Genomic DNA, 25,604 nt, shown 5'->3' with positions numbered 1-25,604 from the left:
GTAATTGACCGCTTATTTTGCTTTAATTAATGCAAATTCTAATCACGTAAAATAACTCAATGAATTTGCGCTTAATTTTTACACTTTGCATTGCTACTTTGTTTGCCGGCTGTGCAACCTATGCTGGTCTTAACTATGACCAACTGTTTGGTCCACAGCTCGTGCGTGAACGCACAGTTGACGTGGAAACCCCTCAAGCAAACTTCTTCCAAAGCGAAGTTAAACCCATTATGGATAACCGCTGTGTCGTCTGCCACGCGTGCTACGATGCACCATGTCAACTTAAGCTCTCTTCTGTTGAGGGCATTGACCGTGGTGCGAGTAAAGCACTGGTATATGAAGGAACAAGACTCACAGCCGCAGCACCAACACGCTTATTCGAAGATGCAGAAACAACCCAAGAGTGGCGCGATGCGGGTTTTCATCCGGTTCTCAACGAACGTGATCAAAGCATGGCAGCCAACATTGATGCAGGCCTTATCGCACGTTTGCTACAACAAAAAGAGCGCCACCCATTGCCTGACCAAGTCCAGTTAGAAGGCTTTGACTTTTCGATAGACCGAGAGCAAACCTGTCCGACGATTGAAGAATACGAGCAATACGAAAAGGATAACCCGACCTGGGGAATGCCTTTTGGTATGCCAAACCTATCAAACAGTGAATACCACACACTCATGACTTGGTTGGAAAACGGCGCAATAATGAACGTTCACCGACCTGTTAGTGAGAAAGAGCAAGCGCAAATAGATAAGTACGAAGCATTACTTAACCACTCTGATTTGAAAAATCAGCTGATGGCTAGGTATATATATGAGCATTTGTTTTTATCTCATCTCTACTTTTCGGAACTCGATGAAGATCCCCGATTCTTCACGCTCGTCCGCTCTGCTACACCACCAGGACAGCCCGTCAAACGTATTTCAACGCGTCGCCCGTACGATGATCCAGGGGTTGAACGTGTGTTTTATCGAATTATTCCAGAGCAAGGGACCATAGTAGATAAAACTCACATGCCATTCGCGTTAAACAAGCAACGCATAGAGAACTGGAAAACTTGGTTTATTGATGCTGATTACATGGTTAGTCAGCTACCGAGTTATGAACCAGAAGTTGCTGCAAACCCGATGACATCATTCATCGACCTTCCAGTGAAGTCGCGCTTTAAGTTCATGCTAGATAATGCACAAAATACAATAATGGCATACATCAAAGGCCCAGTTTGTCGTGGCCAACTGGCATTGAATGTTATCAATGATCGCTTTTGGGTGTTTTTCCTTGATCCAGATAAAGCAGACATCCCAGAAGTAAATGAGTTTTACCGATCTCAGGCTGATAATCTAAAACTACCGGCAGAGCAAGAAAGTAACACGCTACCTGTTACCAACTGGGTCAAGTACGCGCGTCAACAAGCTCGCTACCTAGAGGCTAAATCTGAGTTCACTAATAACTGGTTTAAAGAAGGTGAAAACCTATCCACCGAAGTAATTTGGGATGGTAATGGCACCAACCATAATGCGGCATTAACGATATTCCGCCATTTTGATAGTGCTTCTGTTGTTCAAGGGTTAGTTGGTGAACAGCCTAAAACAGTGTGGATTCTTGACTACGCGTTACTAGAGCGTATCCACTATTTGCTTGTTGCTGGGTTTGACGTTTACGGTAACTTCGGCCACCAGCTCATGACACGAATGTTTATGGACTTCTTGCGTCTAGAAGGCGAAAGTAACTTTATCTCGTTGTTACCCGCCGATATGCGCCATGAACTTCAATCTAGCTGGTATAAAGATCAAAGCCCGCAGTTGAGTGACTTTTTACAACGAAATGTGAAGCCGTTTAACCAACCAACCAGCGTTCAGTATAAGAGTGACGATCCAAAAACGGAGTTGGTGGAGTTGTTGAGAGAACATGTCTCAGATGTGCTTCTGCCTCGCTACGAAATTCAAGACACGGCTCTTTCTGCGAGTAGTGAAAAGCAACTAAAACGTATTGACCACGTTCGTGGTGAAGGCCTGAAAACCGTTCCGCAAATCACTATGCTTATGGTGAGAAGTAAATCAGGGGAAGATGAATTGTTCACCTTACTTCACAACAATGCACACACAAACATCTCTAGCTTGTTTGATGAAGAAAGTAACCGTGACTTTGCTAACGATGACATGACCATTGTACGCGGCGTTGTGGGAAGCTACCCTGCGGCATTTTTCTCGATCAACGAAAACCAAGTAAAAGATTTTGTCGATCAATTTAGTGCCATCCAAAACGAGTCCGATTACGTTAAGTTATTGGATAATTTTGCGATTCGTAGAAGCTCAGAAAAATTCTGGTCATTTAGCGATCGTTTACACAATTGGTACCGTACAAAACAACCGATCGAATTTGGATTACTTGACTATAATCGTTTTGAGAATCGATGATGATTTAAGGGGGTTCTCATGGGTATCCGAGATAACATTGCCGCTCTTGAACAACAGATTTACGTTGCTTGTTCTGAGGGAGACTACGAAACGGTCAATATGCTTGAGCATCAACTCGAATACTTGCGTGGCAAAGTGGAACATCCTTTTGATGATGACCCTTATGCCCTAGACACTCGATTCGAGTGGGAAGATGACATGACCGAATAGAAAAAACCTCCGGAAAGCCGGAGGTTTTTTTATTTTCAATGCTCGATGGATTACTTCGCCATTAACTCATCCAGAGCTTGAATTGATGCAGACACTTGAGAAACTAAATCATCTTTAGTCGCATTATAGGTATCTAAAGGTTGAGCCGCGGCTTCAATTGCTTGGCAAGCGTTCATTAATGCAGTTAGTCCTAAACTTCCCGCGCTGCCCTTTAATTTATGGGCAAGGTTCTTTACTTCTTTACTATCATTGTCCTCAGCAGACGCTTGCAGTTTGCTTAATACATCAGTGCTGGTGGATCTAAACAGATTAATAATGTGCAACATCTTATCTCTGCCCAAGATTTTCATATCGGACTCAATCACGCTCGGATTAATGATAACCACATCGGGTTCCTTTTTTTGGGGTGCTTGAACGACCTTTGATTGTAGCTCTTGTTCTTGAGGCGAAATTTGATCAAACGGGGTACAGTCGGCATTTTGTGGCAACAACAACGGCTTTCCGTCTAGCGCATCCTGAATCAATGCCGCGAGTGCCTCTTTTGCCAATGGCTTAGGCAAGTATCCGTCAAAACCAGCGGCTAGATAGCGCTCAACTTCTTCCGCAAAAACGTGCGCAGACACTGCAATCATTGGCGTGACGGCAAGCGCTTTATTGGCCGGCTTATCACACTCAATCCGCTTTAAGCGTTGGATCAACTCAGTTCCATCACAATCAGGGAGGTTGATGTCGACCAAAGCGATATCAAAATCTTGTGTGCTGATCAGTTGCTCTGCTTGTGAGCCGTTTTCTGCCATCACGACTTGATGCCCCATGCTTTCTAGAAAACCTTCCGCGACCACTCGGTTGACTTCATTATCTTCTACCAGCAAGACCTTTGCTTTCACTTTGCAACGTGCGGTTGCCACGGTTCCTGTTTCAACAGGTTCGCTTTCCTCTAACGGAATAGAGAACCAGAATCGGCTACCATTTCCCTCTTCGGAATCGACTTCTAAAACACCGCCCATCGCTTCAATGATTCGCTTACTGATGGCAAGTCCAAGCCCCGTGCCTCCAGTTTGGCTCATCCCACCTTCAGCTTGCGTGAAGGCATCAAACAACGTTCTCTGGTATTTTTTGGCAATTCCTATTCCAGTGTCTGATACTTCAAACAGGACTTGCGACTCGTCCTCAGGGTTCAGGCTAACGTAGATATCAATTTCTCCTTCGTCAGTGAACTTAATCGCGTTACCAACGAGATTGTTCAGCACCTGACTGATTCTGGTGACATCCCCTTTCCAGTAGCGACTAACATCACTTTCAATATGGTAGGAGAACAGCAGCTTCTTCTCTTGTGCTCGACTGTTCATTAACTGGAAAGTGTCCTCCACCATTTGGTGTAAATCGAAGCCCATGTGACGAATTTCTAAATGCCCCGCTTCAATCTTGGAGTAATCCAGTACATCATTAAGGATCGCGAGCAGCGTTTTACCACTACGATTAATGATTTCTGCATAACGCTTTTGAATTGGGTTGAGGCCTGAGTCAATCAGCAAGCGTGCTGTCCCCAACACTCCGTTCATTGGCGTTCTTATCTCATGGCTCATCGTCGCCAAGAATGCCGATTTTGCTCGGCTCGCTTGCTCTGCTTGCTTGCGAGCTTTAGCGTGATTCAAAACCTCTTCATTCAAACGGCGGTTTGCTCGTTTTAACTGCGAAGTGCGTTGCTCAACAAGCTCTTCTAAATGTTCTTTATGCTCCTCAAGCTCTCGCTTGGCTTGAGCTTCACCCTCTGCTACCACTTTTAGTGCTTGCGCGGTATTACGAGCCGTGATGATGGCCTGCCCCATATGCGCCAACTCATCTTTGCCTTTCACTTCCAACTCAACCGCTAAGTTACCCTGTGCCACAGACAGCAACGCAGCGGAATATTCCGCTAACCGCTTCACAACAGAAAGGTACACCACACGCCATAAAATCAGCACCAATACAATCAAACCAACAATTGAAATAACGGTTAGAGACCACTGAGCGAATTTCAGTGTGCTGGTCAATTGGTCTACAGCGACGGTAGTGGTTTTGTTTGAATCATCAACCAATTTGTTGACCGTGCCATTAAGCTCTGAGAACAACTCTAATGTCTTTTGCATCAGTTGTTGTGACTGTTCGTTATTCTCGTATTGCTGCATCAGTATAGAAAATACGACCTGACGCTTACCAAGCTCTATGAGCAGTTGGCTCATTTGCTTAGAGCGCGTAGGATCTTCCACAGCGAGTACACGGCGTTGCATGATTTTGAGGTTGCTATCGAAATCACTTTGAACCTGTTGAATTCGCTCAATATTCGTTAATGTCCGAGCCTCTTCAATCTGATTCAACATTTTAAAGGCCAACAAGTGCAGTTCATGCAATCGCTCAGTCAGATCAAGATCGACCTCCACCAGTGCATCTAGCGCCTGATAAACTTGCGATTTTTTATTCGATTCTAATAAGTCATAAATATGCGTGACGTTAGCAACAGCAATGGTGCTTGTATTCTGAACTTGCGTACGAGTTAGTTGTTCTAGCTCTTCACTGAGCAGACGCATTTCTTCAACACGAGTATCTATCTCTTTTGCAAGCCACAGCTTTTTTTCAACCGAAACACCGAGTTCTGCCAAATTGTCGATAACGTTCTGGACGTTATTCTCTAAAGCTTCTAACAATTGAGAATCGAACGACTCACTCCCGAGCTCCTTGATGTGAGTGAGTAAAGACTCGAGCTGTTCGAACAGCACTCGCCCTGACTCCTTTCTTTCCTGCTCGTTTCTTGCGTTCGACAACATTTGTACAGACGAAATAATACGAGTACTCAACTCAGAGACTTGTCTCGCCTCAATCATGGCGGGAATCGCAGAATCCACGACATTTCTTTCGGTTTTGGCAACCAAAGAAAATCCAGACACACCAATAAGTGCCGATAACATGACCAGTATTGCCATCGCAATGAAAGACAACAAAAGTTTACGACCGATGCTTGCAGTTGCTAGCAGCATATTTTCATGACCTTAATGTTCGTGTTCAGCGACATATTACGTTATATTTTGCAGTGTTTACTTAATCTATGCCAACGAACTTCATTTCATGGTTAAAAATCAACACGCATTTCGCACATTTTTCAAACATTCTGCAGCCACTTTAACCCTCGTTGCTTCTTTGCCAGCGGTTGCCGCAGAGAAAATATGTGCAATATACCCTCACCTAAAGGATTCATACTGGTTGTCAGTAAACTATGGAATGGTGTCCGAAGCGAAAAGAGAAGGTGTCGAGCTACGAGTTCTTGAAGCGGGCGGCTACCCAAACAAAACCCGTCAAGAACAACAACTCGCACTGTGTAACCAATGGGGAGCAGATGCAGTTATCCTTGGGACCGTGGACCCACAGGCTTACGAGCATTCACTTAAAAATTGGGTAGGGAATACTCCCGTTTTTGCTACTGTGAACCAACTCGACTTGGATGAAGAACAAAGTGAGTTGCTAAAAGGGACTGTCGGTGTTGACTGGCATTGGATGGGATACGAAGCGGGTCAATATTTGGCAGCTCGTCATCCAAAGGGGTCAGGAAAGACCAACATTGCCTTACTTTTGGGGCCGCGAACTCGTGGTGGTACGAAACCCGTTACTGCCGGATTTTATGAAGCGATACAAGGAAGTGATATCAACATTGTTGACTCATTTTGGGCAGACAACGACAAGGAGTTACAACGTAACCTAGTTCAACGTGTGATCGATATGGGAAATATAGATTACATTGTTGGCAGTGCAGTGGCGATTGAAGCGGCCATCAGTGAGCTGCGCAGTGCCGGCAAAGCTGAGGAGATCGGTTTAGTTTCTGTGTACTTAAGTCATGGTGTATATCGAGGCCTGTTACGTAACAAAGTGCTCTTCGCACCAACAGATAAAATGGTGCAGCAAGGTCGGCTTTCCGTGATGAAAGCAACGCATTACTTAAGGGGTGAAGCTTATGACAAACATGCCTCACCAACCATCAAACCACTGACTCCGAAGACGCTTCATGACGACACGATCGAAGAATCGTTATCTCCGTCAGAATATAGGCCGACATTCCGTGTTAAGGCTGTTGATTGAAAGACCAAAAACGTGTTCTATTGAGTCACAACAATTTTAAAATCATACAAACGGAAACATCTTGATGCAAAAAACCATTCGTACCATGCCAACCCATAAACATGTGGCTTTGGTCGCTCACGACAACTGCAAACCTGAGCTACTTCGCTGGGTAAAAGAAAACAAAGAAAAGCTACAGAGTCACTTCCTTTACGCAACTGGCACGACAGGACACATGCTGAGTAAAGAAACTGGACTTGCGATCAAGAGCATGATCAGTGGTCCGATGGGCGGTGATCAACAACTAGGCGCTCTCATTTCAGAAGGCAAAATCGACGTTCTCGTTTTCTTTTGGGATCCACTGAATGCCGTACCTCACGACCCAGATGTTAAAGCGCTTCTTCGTATTGCTAGTGTTTGGAATATTCCTGTAGCAACGAACCGAGCCACCGCTAAGTTCCTGTTTAACTCCCCTCTTCTTGAGCAAGAAGTAGACATCGAAGTACCGGATTACGAAGCCTATCTTGCTGAGCGCATGTAAGCTTTGATGCCAACCAAATAAAGCAAGGGCGATACCAAGTATCGCCCTTGCTGTTTTTAACATTCTAAACGTTGCATTTAACGGGAAGTCACTATGGGATAGTCACCATTAACGAGCTCTTGAACGAATGCAGATCCCGCGCCAGTATGCGTGATCCAAACCTTCTCTTTCGCACGTGTAATAGCCACGTAAAATAGCCTGCGCTCTTCTGCGTAAGGGAATTTGTCTTTGGACTCCGTCAACGCACCATCAATGTGAATTTGCTTCTTCTTAGCGGGGAATTGCCCCTCATCCACAGAAAGAATAATCACAAAGTCAGCTTCGCGTCCTTTACTCGCATGGCAAGTCATAAAGCGAATATCGAGATTAGGGAAACGTCGCAACCAATCGTCGAACAAATCGGGCTTATGATAATGGTTACGTCCTAGCAATAAAACTGACTTGGTTTGCTTGGCTTGTTGATTCAAGTGATCCAAGATCTTTTCCACTTGATTGCTCGGCGCGGTATGTACGCTCTTCTGCTTGCGTTGTATGTGGCTGTTTAGTGTTTTCGGCAACTGCGATGGGTTTTGCTGCACGAATGTATTCGCTACATCACCAATCTGATTGTTGAAACGATAAGTTGTATCTAAGTGATGAACGGTTGAGTGAGCAAAGCGTTCTTTAAAACCAGTGATAAGATCGACATCCGCTCCTGCAAACTGATAGATAGCTTGCCAATCGTCGCCAACAGCAAATAACGTCGCACCTGCTTGTTTCTGAGTGGATTCACACAGTGCTTCAATCAATGCCAGACGGTCTGGAGAGATATCTTGATACTCATCGACCATAATAAAGCGCCATGGCGAGACAAACTTTCCTTTATTCACATAATCTGTCGCACGACTGATCATGGTTGGGAAATCCACTTGGTTGCTTTCTTTAAGCATTTTCTGCCACGCTGTAAAACATGGCCAGCATAAGGCGAGTTCACTATTTAAACGCGTATAGTCTTGGTGGTTTACGAGCTTTTCTTGTACTTGCTTTTTGGTCAACCCTACCGACGCTAAATGAGACAGCTGCGAATCTAGCCAAGCGATCAGTTTTGGATTTTCTGAATGGCTTCCTAACTCATCATCCCCTTTTAGGTACGCAATCGGCCATTTGTCTAAATGTTTTTGCCAACGTTTAAAGTTGGTGGGTGTCATCCAATGTTTTTTCAACCAGTCTACACACCATGCTGTTCGTTGATTTTCGTCCAACGCTAAAGGACTAATTTCGACAGGTTGCTCTTCGACTTGTTTAAGAATATACAAACCCAACTGATGGAATGTGTTTACGCGCACACCGTCTGCCGCCATGCCCACTTTATCTACTAAGCGTTCTTTCATTTCAGTCGCCGCATCACGACCGAACGCTAACATGAGAAGCTCTTCTGCTTGAGCTTGATGGCTTTGCAACAAATAGGCAACTCGTGCGGTTAAAACGCTGGTTTTGCCCGAGCCGGCCCCAGCAAGAACTAAGTTGTGGTCGTCGTTGAGCAATACCGCATATTGCTGGGATAAATTCAAAGGAGAGGATTCAATTTGATTAAACAGCACTTCCCAATTTGGACGTTCTGCTTCTAGCCAATCGCGATTACGCTCACCAAGCGCCTCAGAGGTATCAATGAGCCAAGGCTCTATTTGCGACATACGATTCGGCATTCGCATTTTGGCTTCTTCTAGGGTGGTTTTCATCTCGCTTAACTCTTGGTTAAGGCTTTCAACCCAGGAGACCACTTGAGAATGCGATAAGTAAGCAGGTAAGTGCTTTAGTTTGTAAAGCTCTTCTTCCCACTTAGGTAGATACTCAGCCAGTTTTCGGCACTGAGTGTTGTGCCACTCTTGATATTGACGAACGGCCTCAAGCGCGAACTTTCGGCATTGTGGCCACGGTAAACCTTGGACTAGCCAGCTTTGTTGTTTGCCTTCGTGTTCATGAGCAAAAAACTGTAAAGAGCTCCATAATAACCCACGCTTTACGCTAACTTTGCCATTCCAGATCGTAAAAGGAATATGTTCTTCACTGCCTATCGAGCTTAATAAAACACTGTTCTCTTTTATTTCGACGTGATGGTACTCATTTTGAATAAAAAACTGTGCTTTGCTAGTGGCAGTAAGCTGCATGAAACGTGCGCCTTTTAGTTTAGAAGTTGTCGATTTATATCATTTTAAGGCGCTAAATTGTAGCAACGGCGAGCTCCTAAGTAAGCTTCTTCTTCTATTCTTTAATAAAATTCACATTACTGTCGATTTAATAACCTAAAGCTGAGGTTATTTGAAGCTGGCTTTACAATCCTCAATACATGACCTGGCAGCTTTAATATAAGTCAATGACATCCCTGCTGATTTTATCAGCAACCACGAATTTTTCTTAAAGTAAATCATAAACGCGCTATAGTGGGTCTGGTAGTATTCCCCCTGTTCTTCATCGGAAACATAAGGCGCATTGTGCAAGCAACTTCTAAATTTCGGCTATATTGGGCAAACAAGACGATAAATTACAGCGTTCTTATCCTCATTACCTTACTGGGTGTGGTTATCCCAACTTGGTACTTCGAGCAAAACACGCTGATAACGCCATTAATATTAGGCGTTATAGCTGCTGCTTTGGCTGAAAGTGATGACAGTTTCACTGGACGCATCAAGGCTCTGATTCTCACCTTTCTCTGTTTTGCGCTTGCTGCTTTTTCAATTGAAATCTTGTTCGATACCCCTTGGGCTTTTGCGTTGGGATTATTTATCTCAACCTTCGGCTTCATCATTCTTGGGGCGATAGGTCCTAAGTACGCGAGTATTGCTTTTGGTTCGTTGCTGATCGCTATTTATACTATGCTTGGCGCACATGAAAGCACCAACATTTGGTTTCAGCCACTACTGCTTTTAACTGGTGCCGCCTGGTATTACTTCATGTCCATGATTTGGCAGATATTTTGGCCCCTTCAACCTGTGCAACAAAGCCTAGCCAATGTGTTCTTCCAAATGGCGAATTATCTTGATGCGAAAGCCAAGCTTTTTCATCCTGTGACCAACTTGACGCCACAACCACTACGGATTGAAGCTGCAAAATGCAATGCTGCCACGGTTACGGCACTAAACGCTTGTAAAACCACATTACTTAACCGATCGAAACGGGGTCACATTGATGGGCCTAGTGACCGATTTTTAAATATTTATTTCATCGCTCAAGACATTCACGAACGCGTCAGTTCTAGCCATTACCGCTATCAGGATTTAGCGACCGAATTTGAACGTTCTGATGTGCTGTTTCGTTTTAAATATCTTTTGGAGTCTCAAGCCCAAGCGTGTCGTGATATTGCACTAGCCATTCAGCTAGGAAATGAATACTCCCATACCGATCAATCTATTCTGGCATTAGCTGAAGTACAAAACTCTCTTGCTTATCTAGAAGAACAAAAGCAAGGGCACTGGAAACGTCTGCTGATGCAGTTAACATATTTATTCAATAACTTAGCGACGGTAGAAAAACAACTTAATAACATTAACAACCCAGATGTTGAAGGCCTCGAAGAAGATACCCTCGCCGATACCAACCCACACACGCTAAAGGCGATGTGGCAGCGTATATCAGCAAATTTACACAAAGATTCGATGCTGTTTCGGCATGCATTACGTATGTCAATTGCCTTAACGATTGGCTATGGAATCATTCAAATATTCAACATCGACCGAGGTTACTGGATACTCTTAACCACTTTATTCGTATGCCAACCGAACTACAGTGCCACTCGCCAAAAATTGACGGCGCGAGTAATAGGTACATTAGCTGGTTTGTTGATTGGTGTACCACTGCTGACTTTTTTCCCTTCTCAAGAAAGCCAGTTAGTATTTATCGTTATCTCTGGTGTGATGTTTTTCGCCTTCCGGATGAACAACTATGGGTACGCGACTGGTTTTATTACACTGCTCGTCCTCTTCTTATTTAATCAACTAGGTGAAGGTTACGCAGTTGTCCTTCCTCGACTAGCAGATACCCTCATCGGGTGTGTGCTTGCAGTAGGAGCTGTATTAGTTATTTTGCCCGACTGGCAGTCGAGAAGGCTTCACAAAGTTATGTCGGATGCGATAGAGGCGAACAAGCAGTATCTCGATCAGATCATTGGTCAGTATAGAATCGGCAAGAAAGACAATTTGAGCTACCGTATCGCTCGCCGCCAGGCCCATAATAATGATGCCTCACTCTCTTCTGCGATTAGTACGATGCTGGCGGAGCCTGGCAAATATCGCGCAGCTGTTGATGAAAGTTTTCGCTTCCTAACGTTAAATCACGCAATGTTGAACTATATTTCTGCATTAGGCGCGCACAGAACTCGCATCGAAGATGAGTCAATTCATAAACTCGTTTTAGATGCTCACCGTTGTATTCATCAGCATCTGGATGTACTTCATAAACAGCTTCACCAGCATTGTGAGGAGTGTGACCTATCTAATATTGATGATGCTGGACTCGAGCAACGCTTAAATGAATGGCGCGATGAAGACGACAGCTCTGCCCGCATGGTATTGCAGCAACTTCATCTTATCTATCGCATGCTCCCAGAGCTTCATTCACTTGCTAGTAAGTTTGCCGTCAGGGTAAGTTAGTAACATTCAAACCATATGTAAGAGGGAAGCGCTATATCGCTTCCCTTTTTCTTTTTACGCTTCCATCTACCCCAAAGTGGGTAATTATGTACCTTCTTAGGAAAAATCTGACGTATCACTTAACACACCTTGACAATATTCGGACAAAAAGCAATCGATCAAATTCTAATCTATTTTGGTTGAATAAATATGTTGTATCCAAAGGATGAAGAATTTCGGGCAACGACGGATAAACCGAATCACGACGAAGGTATTGAGATGAACGCACAACAATTTAATGAACTTAAACAAAAGCTCAGTGATTTAACGGCAAGTCAGTTAAAGTCATTACAAGGTGAGATCAGCGTGAAACTAAATAAAGCGCAAAAACCGGTTCTATCTGGTGAAGAAAGAGAAATGCTTGCCAAACTGTTTGCCTAATCAAGTCATTGATATAAAACACTTGAACGTTTTATAAACTCCACCTATGCTCTCACTATCATAATGTTGGGAGTAGTGATATGCCTGTATCGGGAATTCAATCTGGACACCACATCGTTCAGATGTCACAACAAATGGCCGAGAAAGCTGCACATGGCATTAGCAATAATGTAAGTAAGGTAAAAGAAGAGCTTTCTGATCACAGCATCGATTTAGCTGCGGTTGCGGATGTCGCAATAACAGCCTCAACACCTAGCCTTCCCTCTCAAAAAGTTGAATCTCTCATCAACCTCGCACAAGCCGCTGGTTATAACCGAGTTGGCGCGTCTGTCATAGAGAAAAACAATGAAATCATTGGCAGCTTGCTAGACATCCACGTTTAGGCGATTTAACGTCAAATTATCGCTATTTTAATTTCCAACTATCACTATAACGTCGTAACAAGATACCCCCTTTGCTTCGTTCTTGCTTTCTATTTCGATTCAAATATCTCCTGTTTAAAATCAAGCGTTCCCGAAAAAAATGGGCGGCTTATCAGAGCCGCCCATTTTTGTGTTGTATACAGGTTTATCCGTTATCAATAACACCGTTGTTGAGCAATGACTCTACAATCTCGTTGGAGCTGAGACCGTTGAAGTCGATTGAAGTACCTAAGTTTTCCACGACAATAGTCTGTTGAACATTTGCATCCGTCGTAATGTTCAGAGAAACACTTTCCGTCGATGCATCGTAGTCTGCCGAAATGTGACCAAGCAGATCATCCATGTCGATCATTGAGTTATTGAGATCAGAGATAACTTCACGTAAATCGATACTGTCTTCGTTAACAGTGAAGTCAGTAATGGTATCCACTGCCCCTTCATCAACGGAGTCTACCGTCCACTTGAAGATATCGCTGCCGTCTCCACCCGTTAAGATATCTGAACCTAAGCCACCGATAAGCACGTCATCGCCATCGCCACCCAGAATAACGTCGTCACCGTCGCCACCAATCAAGTTGATACCTGTGTCTCCACCGACTAAATAGCTGTCGTCCACTGCGGTTGACTGGTCAATATCGTCGCTATCACTACTCACATCCAAACTAATTTGGACAGGTGAAGACTGCGCTTCATCGCCATTAGATTCCGTTGATATCGCCGTAAGCGAAATATCGTAAGAACCGACATCAATACCACTGTTAGTATCTGTTGCGACAATTTCTAGCGTATCAATTTCATCGCTTGGTACTGTCCAAGTGGTACCATCGAAGCTAATACCTGATGGAGAAACGCCACTTGTTACCTCAGCACTAGCTGGTACGCCCGTTAGCTCCAAAGACAGCACCTCGTCAATATCAGTAAGCGCCGCCATGATTCCGACAATCGCTAAACCTTGACTGCTCGCGGTTTGGCTAGCCGCAATTTGACGAATGTAATTAAACTGAGGATTGATACTCAATGTAGGTGCATCAGCTACAGGTGTCACATTGATAGTGAAATCTTGATTCGCCTCCAATGCGGAACCCGATGCATTTTCGAAGTACACACCGTTGTCTTCGACTTTCACCGATAAAGTGATTGAAGCTGCGTTGACATCTCCTGCATCCACAAATACACCCTCAGAAGCGTCTGTTGCTCCAAGAACGGAGTTAATATTATCTGGTGTGCCCATTAGGGTTATTTCACCAGCCATCCCCGCCCCAACAGTCACACCACTACCTGCTGGCGGCTCGACACGAAGGTCGCCCTCGGTAACTGTAAGAGTCACCGTCATGATTTCATTCGCCTGCGCACCAGTGAAGTCGATGTCACTTACACTAATACCCGTTATTTTCTGGCCATCGGCTTCGTTGATCGTATCCGTTACCGATGCTGCAGTGATTTCAGGTGCGTCATTGGTCGCTTCAACATTCAACACTGCTGTGCCCGCGATTGTAATTGGGTCTGGAGCGCCGTTAGTGGTTCCGTCATCTGTGATTTCATAAGTGAAATTAACGTCACCAAAGAAATCTGCTGCGGGTTCAAACGTCCACTCTGTCGCACTCACTTGAGTCAGCGTGCCGGAAGCTGGGTCCACTAACGCAACATTATCGACGGTCAAGTTGTCTGACTCAGGATCACTTGCGTTGCTCAGCAACTCAGTAGCCGTAATAGTTACCGAACCACCATCTTCTTCGGTACTACTCACCGTTACCTCTGATGTTACCGGTGCATCGTTCACCTCAGTGACTTCGAAGGTCGCCGTTCCTGACACCGTTTGAGGATCTGAAACACCGTTCGTTGTACCGTTGTCGGTAATGTCGTAGGTCAGATCGACCTTGCCGTTGTAGCCAGGCGCAGGAGTAAATGACCATGTACCTGTTACGTTGTCGAAATCCAATGTGCCGCTGCTTGGATCAACCAACTGGACATTGCTCACCATCAAGGGGTCGTTTTCAATATCAGACGCATTCGCCAACAAATCAGCTTGGGTAATATCAACCGCCGTACTGTCTTCTGCGATATCAGAAAGTGTCACTTCAGACGTCGTTGGAGCATCATTGACTTCCGTTACGTTGAACGATGCGCTGCCGTTAACCGATTTAGGATCGGACGCACCATTTGTCGTGCCATCATCTGTAATGGTGTACGTGATTTCAACTGGACCGTTGTAATCTGGTGCTGGGGTAAATTCCCACTCTCCCGTGCCACTGTTGAAAGTAATGCTGCCCGAATTCGGATCCGTTAACTGAACATTGCTAACCGTGAGATTATCGTTCTCTACGTCTGTCGCATTCGCAATAAGGTCCGCTTCAGAGATGGAGAACACACCACTGTCTTCTTCAATATCCGGTAGCGTCACTGGCGTAGTTTCTGGGGTATCATTCACCGCTGTCACTTCAATATTGAAGCTGCTGCTGTTGGTATTTAGGGTGTCATCTACCCCACCAATTACGATACCTTCATTACCTTGGTCATCGACTGTCACGTCCACCTGAACGTCACCAAAGAAGTTCAGGTCTGGATTAAACTCAATCAGACCGTCTGCAATGGCATTGTTTAGATCGGCCACTGTGCCTTTCAGTTCAACGGAGCCCGTACCATCACCGCTCACGGTTAGGTTGTAAGTAGTGATGAGCGTTGGATTAAGCTTCAAGATACCGCTGTCGACGTTCACATTGAGTACGTATTCAGCATTCGGATCATCGAGTACAGCATCAATATCGGTAATGCTGAAACCATCAAGCAGCAATGGCGTATCTTCTGGTGTTTCCACATCCACGGTGTTGACGAACTCTGGACGATCGTTCACTGCTTCAACATCAACAGTGACATCAAACTCCTCTGCGGAGCCCAAGCTTTGACTGCCATCGAGCCCAGTATCAACGGCTTGCACTTTGAAATGCAGCGAACCATCCCATGAGTTATCGTTGCGATCCCCAGAATTAAACACCACTTGATCCAAGTCTTGAGCATTGATTTCTAAGACAAAAATGCCGCCGCCTTGGTCAGTAAACACGGCCCCATCAGGTAATGAAACACTCGCCCCATCAGGGACATTGGAGACCTCAACTCTCAGCGTCTCTGGATCATTTTCCTGGTAGTTCGCACCATCTCCGATGGACTCTTTGTTATCAACCACTAACGCATTTACATTAATAACAATGTCTTCGCCCTCATTACCTGCAGCCGAAGTATCGGGATTCACATCAACATCATCACCAATAGGATTAACAATCAGCGTAAAGTTGTTGTTTCGTTCCGTTGGAACTTGTAGCAACTCCTCTTGAATGAAGACCGTAATACCTATCTCAGCCTCGCCACTAAAGTGTTTTGGCGGTTTAATTTGGATGTCACTCAGGTCAATGGACGTCTGAGTGAGATCTTTTAGTTGAATACTCCATTCGCCCCCACCGTTGTTCTTAACAACATAATCAGAGGAATTGGATTTAACGATAAAGTCATCAGGAAGTCCCGTTAACTTGAGTGAAACGAAACTCTCAGAACCGTCATTATCGTTCAGGCTGATCGAAACACCAGAGCCCGATTGATTCAGCGAAATTAAAGTATCTTCGTCACCAATCACCGTGATTGGCTGCGTCGGATCGGCACCTGTAATGGTAATGTCATCAACGACTGGCGTAACTTCAAATGTGACATCGTCAGTGAAGGTTCTTACATCTATATTATCGCCAGAGTTATTCAAGATAGACTGATCAAACACAGCTTCATCAGTAATTTCTCCCTCGATATTAATCTTGACGGTATTTTGGCCACCACCTACGGGGTAATTTTCTTTTGGCTTAAACAGAACATTGTCAAGCGCACCAGCTAAAATCTCAGCTTCATTAAACTCAATACTGGTTCCTAAGCTGTTACCATTGGCATCAACAAACTCACCTAATGTTGTGTCATCAAGCTCTAACTTGATGTTCGTTAGTGTTTCTCGACCACCTTGAGTGTTGTTAAATTGATCGGCAAAATCAACACTCAAGTTAAGTTGGATTAAGCCATCTTCGTAACCAACACCATCCGCCGTGGGAACGTCGTTATTTAGATCAGTCACAGGTTGTTTGTTTGCATCCAAGCCGAAAGTACCGACGATATCTACTCTTACATTTGGTGTGACATCGCTATCCAACGGCTGATCCCCGGCTGAACTCGGAACGTCTGCAACCGGTAAAACCTGAACTGGAAACTGAACATTATTTTCTTTTTCATCACCGGACTCAGTGTCTTTAGTGACGAACCGAATTGGTAATTCGAAATCACCTGCGTAATCTTCTGCCAAGTGCATCGTCAAACCATCAAGGCCAGTAATATTTCCACTCGCATCGATATGGGCTTGGAACACGTATTTACCATTGACAAAGTCGATATCCGTCCCCGTGATCACCAAGCCAGGAGGAATACCAGGAGCTGAAGGATCGACGATAATAGTCAAGACATCCTCCACGCCATCTGCATTAATCGCATCAACTTTCGACGTTAACTGAGCACCAAGGTTGATAGAATTATCTTCCAACGCTTGAATTTGGACATCATCAGCCACCTGAATCTCTGCCGCTACACTCATTTGCGGTGTGAGAACGGTAGGAAATTCAAGTGTCACATCCGTTTGGCGCATGACCGTCGCATCTTTTTCGTTGCCCAAATCTTCGCCCAAATCATTCACTTCTGCGTAAATGGTTAAGCCAATTTGAGAGAGACCACCGTTATCGCCATCGTCACTGTCATCGTTTGGTGTTAAATCAAGTCCAGACGGCGCTTTAATTGAGAAGTTGTCTTCATTAGTTACTGTCCAACGACCTCCACCTTCATTTAGTGCACCGACGATAACCAATTGGTTGAGGATCTCAGGGTCCACATTGTGAAATTGAACAACAAGTTGAGTCACCACTTCATCTGAAGACGCATCAAACTCTTGGTATTTAATGATATGAGCGCCAGATTCGCCCCCCATAGAAGTGTTGATCGTAAAGTCAATGTTACCTTGATCATCTGACTTCACGATATCGGTAGCACCACCACCACTTTCAGTGACAAGCAGACGGGTTTGGTCGTCTATTGCCCCCGTCTTATCCTCTGGCTCAACGATTGGATTAACTTGGACATTCACCGTACCATTGATGGTTTTCTCAGCGATACCTTCACCGGGATTCAAAGCGTCAACATATTCATGGTCAATCTCTTTCACAGTGACGGTTGTGGTCAAGTCAAAGTCAGTACTTGAGTCCTGTTCCAACTGAACTTGAACATAGCCACTTTGAGAGATTTTAGCGGAAAAATCTTGCTCTGATTCACCGGCTTGCGGTGAAAGCGTTAGTGTTCCAGAAACAAGCGTTTGTGCCACACCATCTACATAGACCGTGCTGCCTGGAGGAAATCCAGAGATGGTTACATCACTAAAGAATTCATCGGTATCAGGGCTTTGTACGAGCGTCGGTTTCCAATCGATGTCAAAGCGCGTATCTTCATCTCCCTCCGATCGAACAACGTAGTTATCTTGAGCGTCAATAACGGGTTCGACCTTGATCCTTACCTCTCTTTCAATCACACGACTATGACCATCATTCTCGGTAACAATGATCGTCCCTGTAATCGCAATGTTTTCAGTTGAAGAGGCTTCCGGAATAATTTGAATACCGGAATTAAAATTCAGCCCAGTGATGTTTGCTTCGTAAATCGGTTGACCGTTACCATCATAGCCAACAAAGGTGAGGTCAACGCTTGAACCGTCTGAATCTACGACACGAACACCGTCGGGGATGTTGGACAGGATAACAGTAATGGCTTCTGAATCATCCTGTGGTCTATCGGCAACTTCACCAGATACAACCGAGAAGTTAAGGTTTACAACACCATTCTCTTCGATAGTCGTCTCTATCCCGGCCACATCTCCGTCTACGAATCGGTTCCAAACGTTCCCCGCGTCAATTAATACCGTGTCTGGTATGTCAGCAACACCTTTTACACCAACGATGACGGTCTTACTGCCCAGTGACAACACATCTTCTGTCGTACCGGTAGACAATGATGCTGTGTCTTTCACAATGCCTTCGACATTGAAAGTAAAGTCATCATTGCTGTGCAACGGAGGAAGAACTTCGACGTTCGCTAATTCAGACTCTGGCACTTCGTAATAAAGTACATTGCCGCCTGAATCGGTCACTTCTACTATCTGACTTGGGTTTGCTGAGTCCAGCCACACCAAAGTAACCCCATCAATTGAGAAGTTAGAAATGCGCACAAATAACGCTTCAGAACCATCTAAGTCCGCTGATGGTTTCATGGTGATCACTTCACTTAATTGGAGTGGGTCGTGATCAGTGACAGGGTCTACCGTATTTTGAGTTCGAGCATTATCCTCAAACACATTAATTCGGTTTACAGTAAAACTACTTTTATCCGCAACTGGGTTTACATCAATAATGATGGTTTCGGTTTCTGAGCGAGCGGTATCTTTCCCAAGCAGTGGATTGTTGTTTTCCGTCGTAATAGCGGTGACATCAATTCTGATTTCGCCCGAGAAGTTATCTATCGGATCAACTTGAACTTCATCAATTCGGCTTGCATCCACCAGATAAACACCACCGGATTTTGGTATCGCACTACCATCTGAATAGACTAACTCTGCATTACCTTCTCCTTGTGTAAAGACAAGCTCGTACACAATGCCTTCAGGGTTACTAGTGTCTTGGGTTTCAGCCGTGATGTTAAGTGCGACATTGTTTCCATCTTCATCAACCGAGTAGTTAAATTCGCTGCTTGCCGTCCACGTTGCAATATCTGCGACGGCAGCAACTTCAATGTCTAAACGACCATTAATCGTATGATCTGGCGTACCATTGTTAAGAATTTCCACGCGGATACGAGGATCGATACCAGAAGCATCGGTTGATGTATGACGATCTGGTACGAAGTACAAGTTATCTAACGAGACAAGCTCACCATTGAATGACTGCTCAACATTTGATGCGTCGAGAACAACCGTATTGCCCACAGATGTTAATTCAATGTAGTTGCCACTGCCGTCTCTGTAGTAGAACGTACCGTTGTGAGTATCAGCATCTCGAATAGTGATGTCACCTAAGCTCTCGTTACGGTCGATATCATGTAAATTGATAACCAGGTCGACTTTCGCAGGGCTAACATCCAGCGTCGACAAGTTGTCCTGAGTATTTGCAGAGTCAACGCCCACAACGACACCATCACGCCCTTGGTCTTCGAACGCAGTAACGGTAGACGTGTCAATTTGCGCATTGCGGTCTCTTATCGAGATATCCACATCGGCATCTGCGATATCGCCATCACCATCGGTTGCAACAACGTTGATGGTGAAATCAATCGAGTCGGTTTCGGTATGGTCAAGATCGTCATTCGGACGGAATGACACACTGCCATCGGTTCGAACAACCAAACGACCGATTTCAGTATCCACTCCGTCAAGAACCTTGTGAACAAATACGACTTGGTCGCTGCCGTTCAAATCGACAGAATCAGAATCAACACCGTTTTGCTTAAAGTAAATGCCTGAATCATCAGCCGAGAATGAAGTCACTTGTGCGCCGTCAGCACCAAGGTCATCATCCCCCTCTACAGGGTCTCGGAATAAACGAACCGTGCGGCTGCCTTGTCCCTCAACACGCGAAATAGATGCATCGTGCAAGGTTGGAACATCATCGGTAATCGTCACTGGTAAGTTAATACCGGCCGTATCGCCATCGACATCGGTCGCAAAGACTGGGAGATCAAGTATGAGTGTATCTTCGCCTTGAGTTGAGTGATCTAGCGCACCCTCAAGCGTAAACTTGTAAGAGCCGTCAGCGTTCAAAACTAGCGTGAATACTGAGTTACCATCAGGTGTTTGACCTTGATAAGTAAAGTTGTTGTTGCTTACCGCGGTTTGAACTAACGTCACCGCAAGACCACCTGAAGTGACTCCTGATATCGGGTTAGAAGTAAGATCCAGCTGATAAGAGACAACGGTATCTGCCCCTTCCACCGTATCGAAATTGCCCGTCGCTTCTAGGCTGTCTTTGTTGGTTGCCTGAGAGCCGTTGGCAAGGTCATCCTCATCAACAGCCAAAGCATCTGCTGATTTAATTTCGGGAATGTCATCAACTACGGTAATTGGAAGATTCAGTGATGATGACGTGTCACCATCAAAGTCTGTTACTGTAATTGGAATATCAATGACAAGGTTGTTTTCACCTTGAACAGCGTCATGGTCGATTGGTCCCAACAGCTCAAATTGGTAGCTGTCATTATTCGCATCAAGAGACAGCGTGAAGATCTTAGTTGATGTGCCAGTAATAACCGCTTCGTAACTGGTTACTCCACCATTCGTGCCTACTAGATTCAACTCGATGCTGCTGCCGTTCGACGTTAAGCCAGACACGACTGCATCGAGGTCTGAAACTTGGTAGCTGACAATCTTGTCTGCACCAGCAACGACCTCAAATCCGCCGTTCAATACCGTAGAATCATTACTTGTCGTGTCAGATCCACCGGCAAGATCATCTTCATCAACGGTTTGTTGGCTAGAGTCTGTCACTTTCACAATCGCTGGAACATCGTCCACCACGGTGATCGGCAAGGTGATGTTATTGGACACATCGCCATCAAAATCAGTCGCGTTGACTGGGAAGTTAATGACCAACGAGTTTTCATCGTTACCCGCAGGATGATCAAGTGCACCCAACAGTTCAAATTCATAACTGTCTGCTGAACCATTTAGCGTCAGTTTAAAGACGGTGTCCGTCGTACCTTGTACATAAGCTCGGTACTCAATCACACCGTTTGAATTTGAAAACTCAACCAACTCAAGCGGTTGACTACCTGAGGTAAGTCCAGAAACAGGCGACGTTAAGCTATCCAACTGGAAGCTAACGATAGAGTCGGCACCATCAGTAACGTCAAAGTTGCCACCAATGATATTGGATTCTGGCGTGTCGTCCGAACCTTGGCTTGGAATATCATCCTCATCCACAGACAAGGTACTACCAGAGCTAATAGCATCAATGGTTGGCTTGTCATCTACGATGGTCACTGGCAAGGTCGCAGTGATGATATCGTTGTCGCCATCCGTGATCTTCACAGGTAGATTCAACAAAATCTCATCAGAGTTAACCGCGTGATCTAACTGACCAGATAACTCAAAGTCGTATTTACCATCTTGATGAAGTGTCAACGTGAAGACAGTCACTCCACCCGGAGTTTGTCCCACGTAAACAAGCGCGTCAGCAGTTGAAGCACCAACGTCTTGAGAAAGTGTTACCTCTTCTCCACCCGATTTCAGATTCGGGATAGGATTTGAGCTCAGATCCAATTCGAAAGCATCAATACCATCTGCGCTAGTGACTTCGAATTCACCTGATACCGTTAACGGCTCTTTAGTGCCACCAGAACCAAGAGGTAAGTCATCTTCGTCGACACGTAGACTTTCAATATTGGTAACAACTGGAACATCGTCCACAACGGTAATTGGCAATGTGAAGGCTGGTGAAGTATCACCATCATTATCTGTCGCCGTCACAGGGAGGTTAATAACAATCTCGTTTTGCTGATTACCATCTGGATGATCAAGCGGCTTCTGTAAATCGAACTCGTAGGTGTTGTTCGTTGCATCCAACGTCAGTTCGAACACCACTTCAGTAGGATTGCCAGCGACACCTTGGTATACGTTCACGCCGTTTGCGCTAGAAGACAGAACTAAGGTGATAGCTTCACCATCTGAAGTCAGTGACGCAACAGGCGTGGTCAGGTCACTCAGCTGAATAGAAGCAACTTGGTCAGCACCTTCGGTGATATCAAAAGTACCTGAAATAACAGTATCTTCTGCACTTGCAGCATCCGTACCTGCTGGTAGGTCATCTTCATCAACGGTTTGTTCGCTGCCTGCTAGCAAACCATCAATGGTCGGAACATCATCCACAACCGTAATTGGTAAGGTGATGTTGTTCGACACATCTCCATCAAAGTCCGTCGCGTTTATCGGCAAATTGATGATTAGTTCATTTTGGCCATCAGCATTTGGATGATCTAGAGGAGCGAGCAAATCGAACGTGTAGCTGTCATCAGAGGCATCGAGGGTTACACGGAATACTGGTGTCGTCGTGCCATCAATACGAGCTTCGTAAACTGAAACGCCACCTGCGTTTGATACTTCAACCATAACCAGAGATTGACCACCAGAGGTCAGGCCTTGTACTGGCGTCGTTAGGTCAGAAACGCTGTACTCGACAATGCCATCAGAACCATCAGTCGCGATGAAGTTACCGGCAATGCTGTTCGACTGTGTACCATCAGATCCGACTGTTGGGATATCATCCTCATCAACCGTTTGCACACTTGTTGCTTCGATTCCACCAAGTGTCGGCTTGTCATCAACGATCTTGACAGGAATTGTCTCAGCAGAGGTATCGCCATCAAAGTCTGTTGCGATGATTGGGAAGTTCAGTGTCAACTCATCACTATCTACTGCGTGGTCGATTGGACCTTCAAGCGTGAAGTTGTAACTACCATCAGTATTCACTATCAGAGTAAAGACCGCTTCAGTACCCGCTGTCGCCTCGTAAGTAAAGCTGCCATCACCGTTTGCGGTTTCCGTCAGTGTGACTGCCACGCCTTGTGATGTAAGGCCAGCCACTGGTGTTGCAGACGCGTCAAGCTGATAACTTACCACTCGGTCCGAGCCTTGTGTGGTAGTGAAGTTGCCATCGATTGAAATCGGGTCAGTCTGATCTGAGCCAATCGTACCTAAATCATCTTCATCAACGGTAATTGCATCGACATCGGTAATGGTCGGCTTATCATCCACAATGGTGACTGGGATCGTTTCTGTGGTGGTATCACCATCAAAATCCGTTGCGATGATTGGGAAGTTCAGTGTCAGCTCATCACTACCCGTCGCATGGTCGATTGGACCTTGCAGCGTAAAGTTGTATGAACCATCCGTATTAACGGTCAGCGTAAATACTGCTTCAGTTCCTGCTGTCGCTTCATAAGTGTAGCTACCATCACCGTTTGCAGTTTCAGTCAGGGTCACTGCCACACCTTGTGATGTTAGGCCATCAACTGGCGTTGCAGCCGCATCCAATTGGTAGCTTACTACCCCATCAGAGCCTTGCGTTGTAGTGAAGTTGCCATCGATTGAAATTGGATCTGCGCCGTCAGAGCCAATCGTCGCTAAGTCATCTTCATCCACACGGATCGCGTCTACGTCAGTGATGGTTGGTTTATCGTCAACGATGGTAACAGGCAGTGTTTCTTTCGACGTATCGCCATCAAAGTCTGTTGCGATAATCGGGAAGTCGATTTGCAGGCTGTCGCTATTCACCGCATGGTCTAGTGGACCCTGCAAAGTAAAGGTGTAGCTGCCGTCTGGCTTCACCACCAATTCAAATACGTCATTGCCATTTGCTGTGGCAGTGTAAGTAAAGCTGCCATCACCATTTGCTGTCTCTGCAAGCACGACAGGCTCACCATGAGAGGTCAACCCTGCTACTGGATCTGCCGTTGCATCAAGCTGGTATTTAACAACGCTGTCTGAGCCTTCAGTTGTGCTGAAAGACCCCGACATAAACGCATCATCGTTTTGGTCTGAGCCAATTGAGGCGAGATCATCTTCGTCTACTGTTAGTGGAACAACGTTGTCAATGGTTGGAACGTCATCAGTAATCGTGACGGGAATGGTCGCGGTCGTCGTATCGCCATCAAAATCTGTTGCAATGATTGGGAAGTTCAGTACTAATTCATCGCTGTTTAACGCGTGATCGACCGGCCCTTCCAGACGGAAGTTGTATGTGCCATCAGCATTCACGTTCATGGTGAAGACAGGATTGCCATCCGCGGTAGCCACGTAAGTAAAGCTGCCATCGACATTCGCAGTCTCTACCAAAGTAACAGGCTCACCTTGGGAGGTTAATCCCGAAACAGGATCAGAAGTTGAATCAAGTTGGTAGCTCACCACTCGGTCTGAGCCTTGAGTAGTAGTGAACACGCCTTCAACAAACACAGCGTCAGTTTGGTCTGAGCCAATGCCTGATAAATCATCTTCATCAACAGCCAGAGGCACAACATTATCGATGATTGGCGCATCATCCGTGATCGTGACTGGAATGGTCGCCGAAGTCGTATCACCATCAAAGTCGGTGGCAATAATTGGGAAATCAATCGTCAGGCTATCGCTGTTGGCGGCATGGTCAATCGGGCCTTGCAGCGTAAAGTCGTACGTACCATCTGTTGCGACATTCAACGTGAAGACAGGATTGCCGTCAGCGGTGGCCACATAGGTAAAACTGCCGTCACCATTCGCGGTTTCCACCAAGGTAATCGCCTCACCTTGAGATGTCAGCCCCGCAACAGGATCTGCTGTTGAATCCAGTTGGTAGCTCACCACTCGGTCAGAGCCTTGTGTGGTCGTAAACGCGCCTTCAACGAACAGATCGCCGCCTGGGTCTGAGCCCACACCGCTAAGATCGTCTTCATCGACACTCAACGCATCCACCGCTGTAATGGTCGGTACATCATCAACAATCGTGACTGGAATGGTTTCAGTAACGGTGTCGCCATCAAAGTCGGTTGCGATAATTGGGAAGTTCAGTGTCAGCTCATCACTATCAACAGCGTGATCAATTGGCCCTTCAAGTGTGAAGTTGTAAGAGCCATCAGTATCTACTGTCAGAGTAAATACTGGGTTTCCACCCGCAGTCGCTTCATAAGTGAAACTACCATCACCATTTGCGGTTTCTGTCAGTGTGACAGCAGCGCCTTGCGATGTTAAACCGTCCACTGGTGTTGCTGAAGCATCGAGTTGGTAGCTCACCACTCGGTCAGAGCCTTG

General features: G+C 45.5%; 10 protein-coding genes. 7 read left to right on the top strand and 3 right to left on the bottom strand.

Annotated elements, in window-relative coordinates:
• Positions 1-59: 59 nt before the first annotated feature.
• Positions 60-2,414, top strand: coding sequence for a fatty acid cis/trans isomerase (locus R7Q38_RS11195; RefSeq protein ID WP_191115928.1), 2,355 nt, complete (start codon positions 60-62; stop codon positions 2,412-2,414).
• 18 nt (positions 2,415-2,432) lie between these two features.
• On the top strand, positions 2,433-2,624 hold the full coding sequence (locus tag R7Q38_RS11190; protein ID WP_005376565.1) for a hypothetical protein: 192 nt from the start codon (positions 2,433-2,435) through the stop codon (positions 2,622-2,624).
• 50 nt (positions 2,625-2,674) lie between these two features.
• Here the strand turns inward: R7Q38_RS11190 and torS are convergent, their stop codons facing one another.
• The gene (gene torS / locus R7Q38_RS11185) at positions 2,675-5,638 is read right to left on the bottom strand and encodes a TMAO reductase system sensor histidine kinase/response regulator TorS (RefSeq protein WP_262638389.1); all 2,964 of its coding nucleotides are present in this window, start codon (positions 5,636-5,638) and stop codon (positions 2,675-2,677) included.
• 43 nt (positions 5,639-5,681) lie between these two features.
• On the opposite strand from torS, the gene torT reads away from it, so the two are divergent.
• Both torT and R7Q38_RS11175 read left to right on the top strand, forming a co-directional pair.
• Positions 5,682-6,731 (top strand): TMAO reductase system periplasmic protein TorT, encoded by a 1,050-nt coding sequence (gene torT / locus R7Q38_RS11180; protein ID WP_318114242.1) that lies wholly within the window; start codon positions 5,682-5,684, stop codon positions 6,729-6,731.
• Between the two features lie 64 nt (positions 6,732-6,795).
• Positions 6,796-7,251, top strand: coding sequence for a methylglyoxal synthase (locus R7Q38_RS11175; RefSeq protein WP_005376571.1), 456 nt, complete (start codon positions 6,796-6,798; stop codon positions 7,249-7,251).
• A gap of 77 nt (positions 7,252-7,328) precedes the next feature.
• On the opposite strand, the gene helD is transcribed toward R7Q38_RS11175, so the two are convergent.
• The gene (gene helD / locus R7Q38_RS11170) at positions 7,329-9,398 is read right to left on the bottom strand and encodes a DNA helicase IV (protein ID WP_053349176.1); all 2,070 of its coding nucleotides are present in this window, start codon (positions 9,396-9,398) and stop codon (positions 7,329-7,331) included.
• Positions 9,399-9,722: 324 nt separating this feature from the next.
• Between helD and yccS the strand changes: the two genes are divergently transcribed.
• From yccS to R7Q38_RS11155, 3 genes are all read left to right on the top strand, one after another.
• Positions 9,723-11,876: a YccS family putative transporter gene (gene yccS, locus R7Q38_RS11165; protein WP_005376573.1), complete on the top strand. Its 2,154-nt coding sequence runs from the start codon at positions 9,723-9,725 to the stop codon at positions 11,874-11,876.
• A 189-nt stretch (positions 11,877-12,065) separates the two neighbouring features.
• Entirely contained in the window at positions 12,066-12,296 is a 231-nt protein-coding gene (locus R7Q38_RS11160; protein WP_005376575.1) for a hypothetical protein, read from the top strand.
• A gap of 80 nt (positions 12,297-12,376) precedes the next feature.
• A complete protein-coding gene (locus tag R7Q38_RS11155) occupies positions 12,377-12,679 on the top strand; it encodes a hypothetical protein (protein ID WP_213874266.1) in 303 nt (100 codons plus the stop codon).
• A 184-nt stretch (positions 12,680-12,863) separates the two neighbouring features.
• Here R7Q38_RS11155 and R7Q38_RS11150 read toward each other — a convergent pair.
• Positions 12,864-25,604: DUF5801 repeats-in-toxin domain-containing protein (locus R7Q38_RS11150; protein ID WP_318114224.1), on the bottom strand; the 12,741-nt coding region annotated here is incomplete at its 5' end.

The sequence above is a fragment of the Vibrio sp. Vb0598 genome (assembly GCF_033338935.1).
Lineage (GTDB): Bacteria > Pseudomonadota > Gammaproteobacteria > Enterobacterales > Vibrionaceae > Vibrio > Vibrio alginolyticus.
Note: the sequence above shows the minus strand (reverse complement) of the source record. Positions and strands in the feature narration are given on the sequence as shown.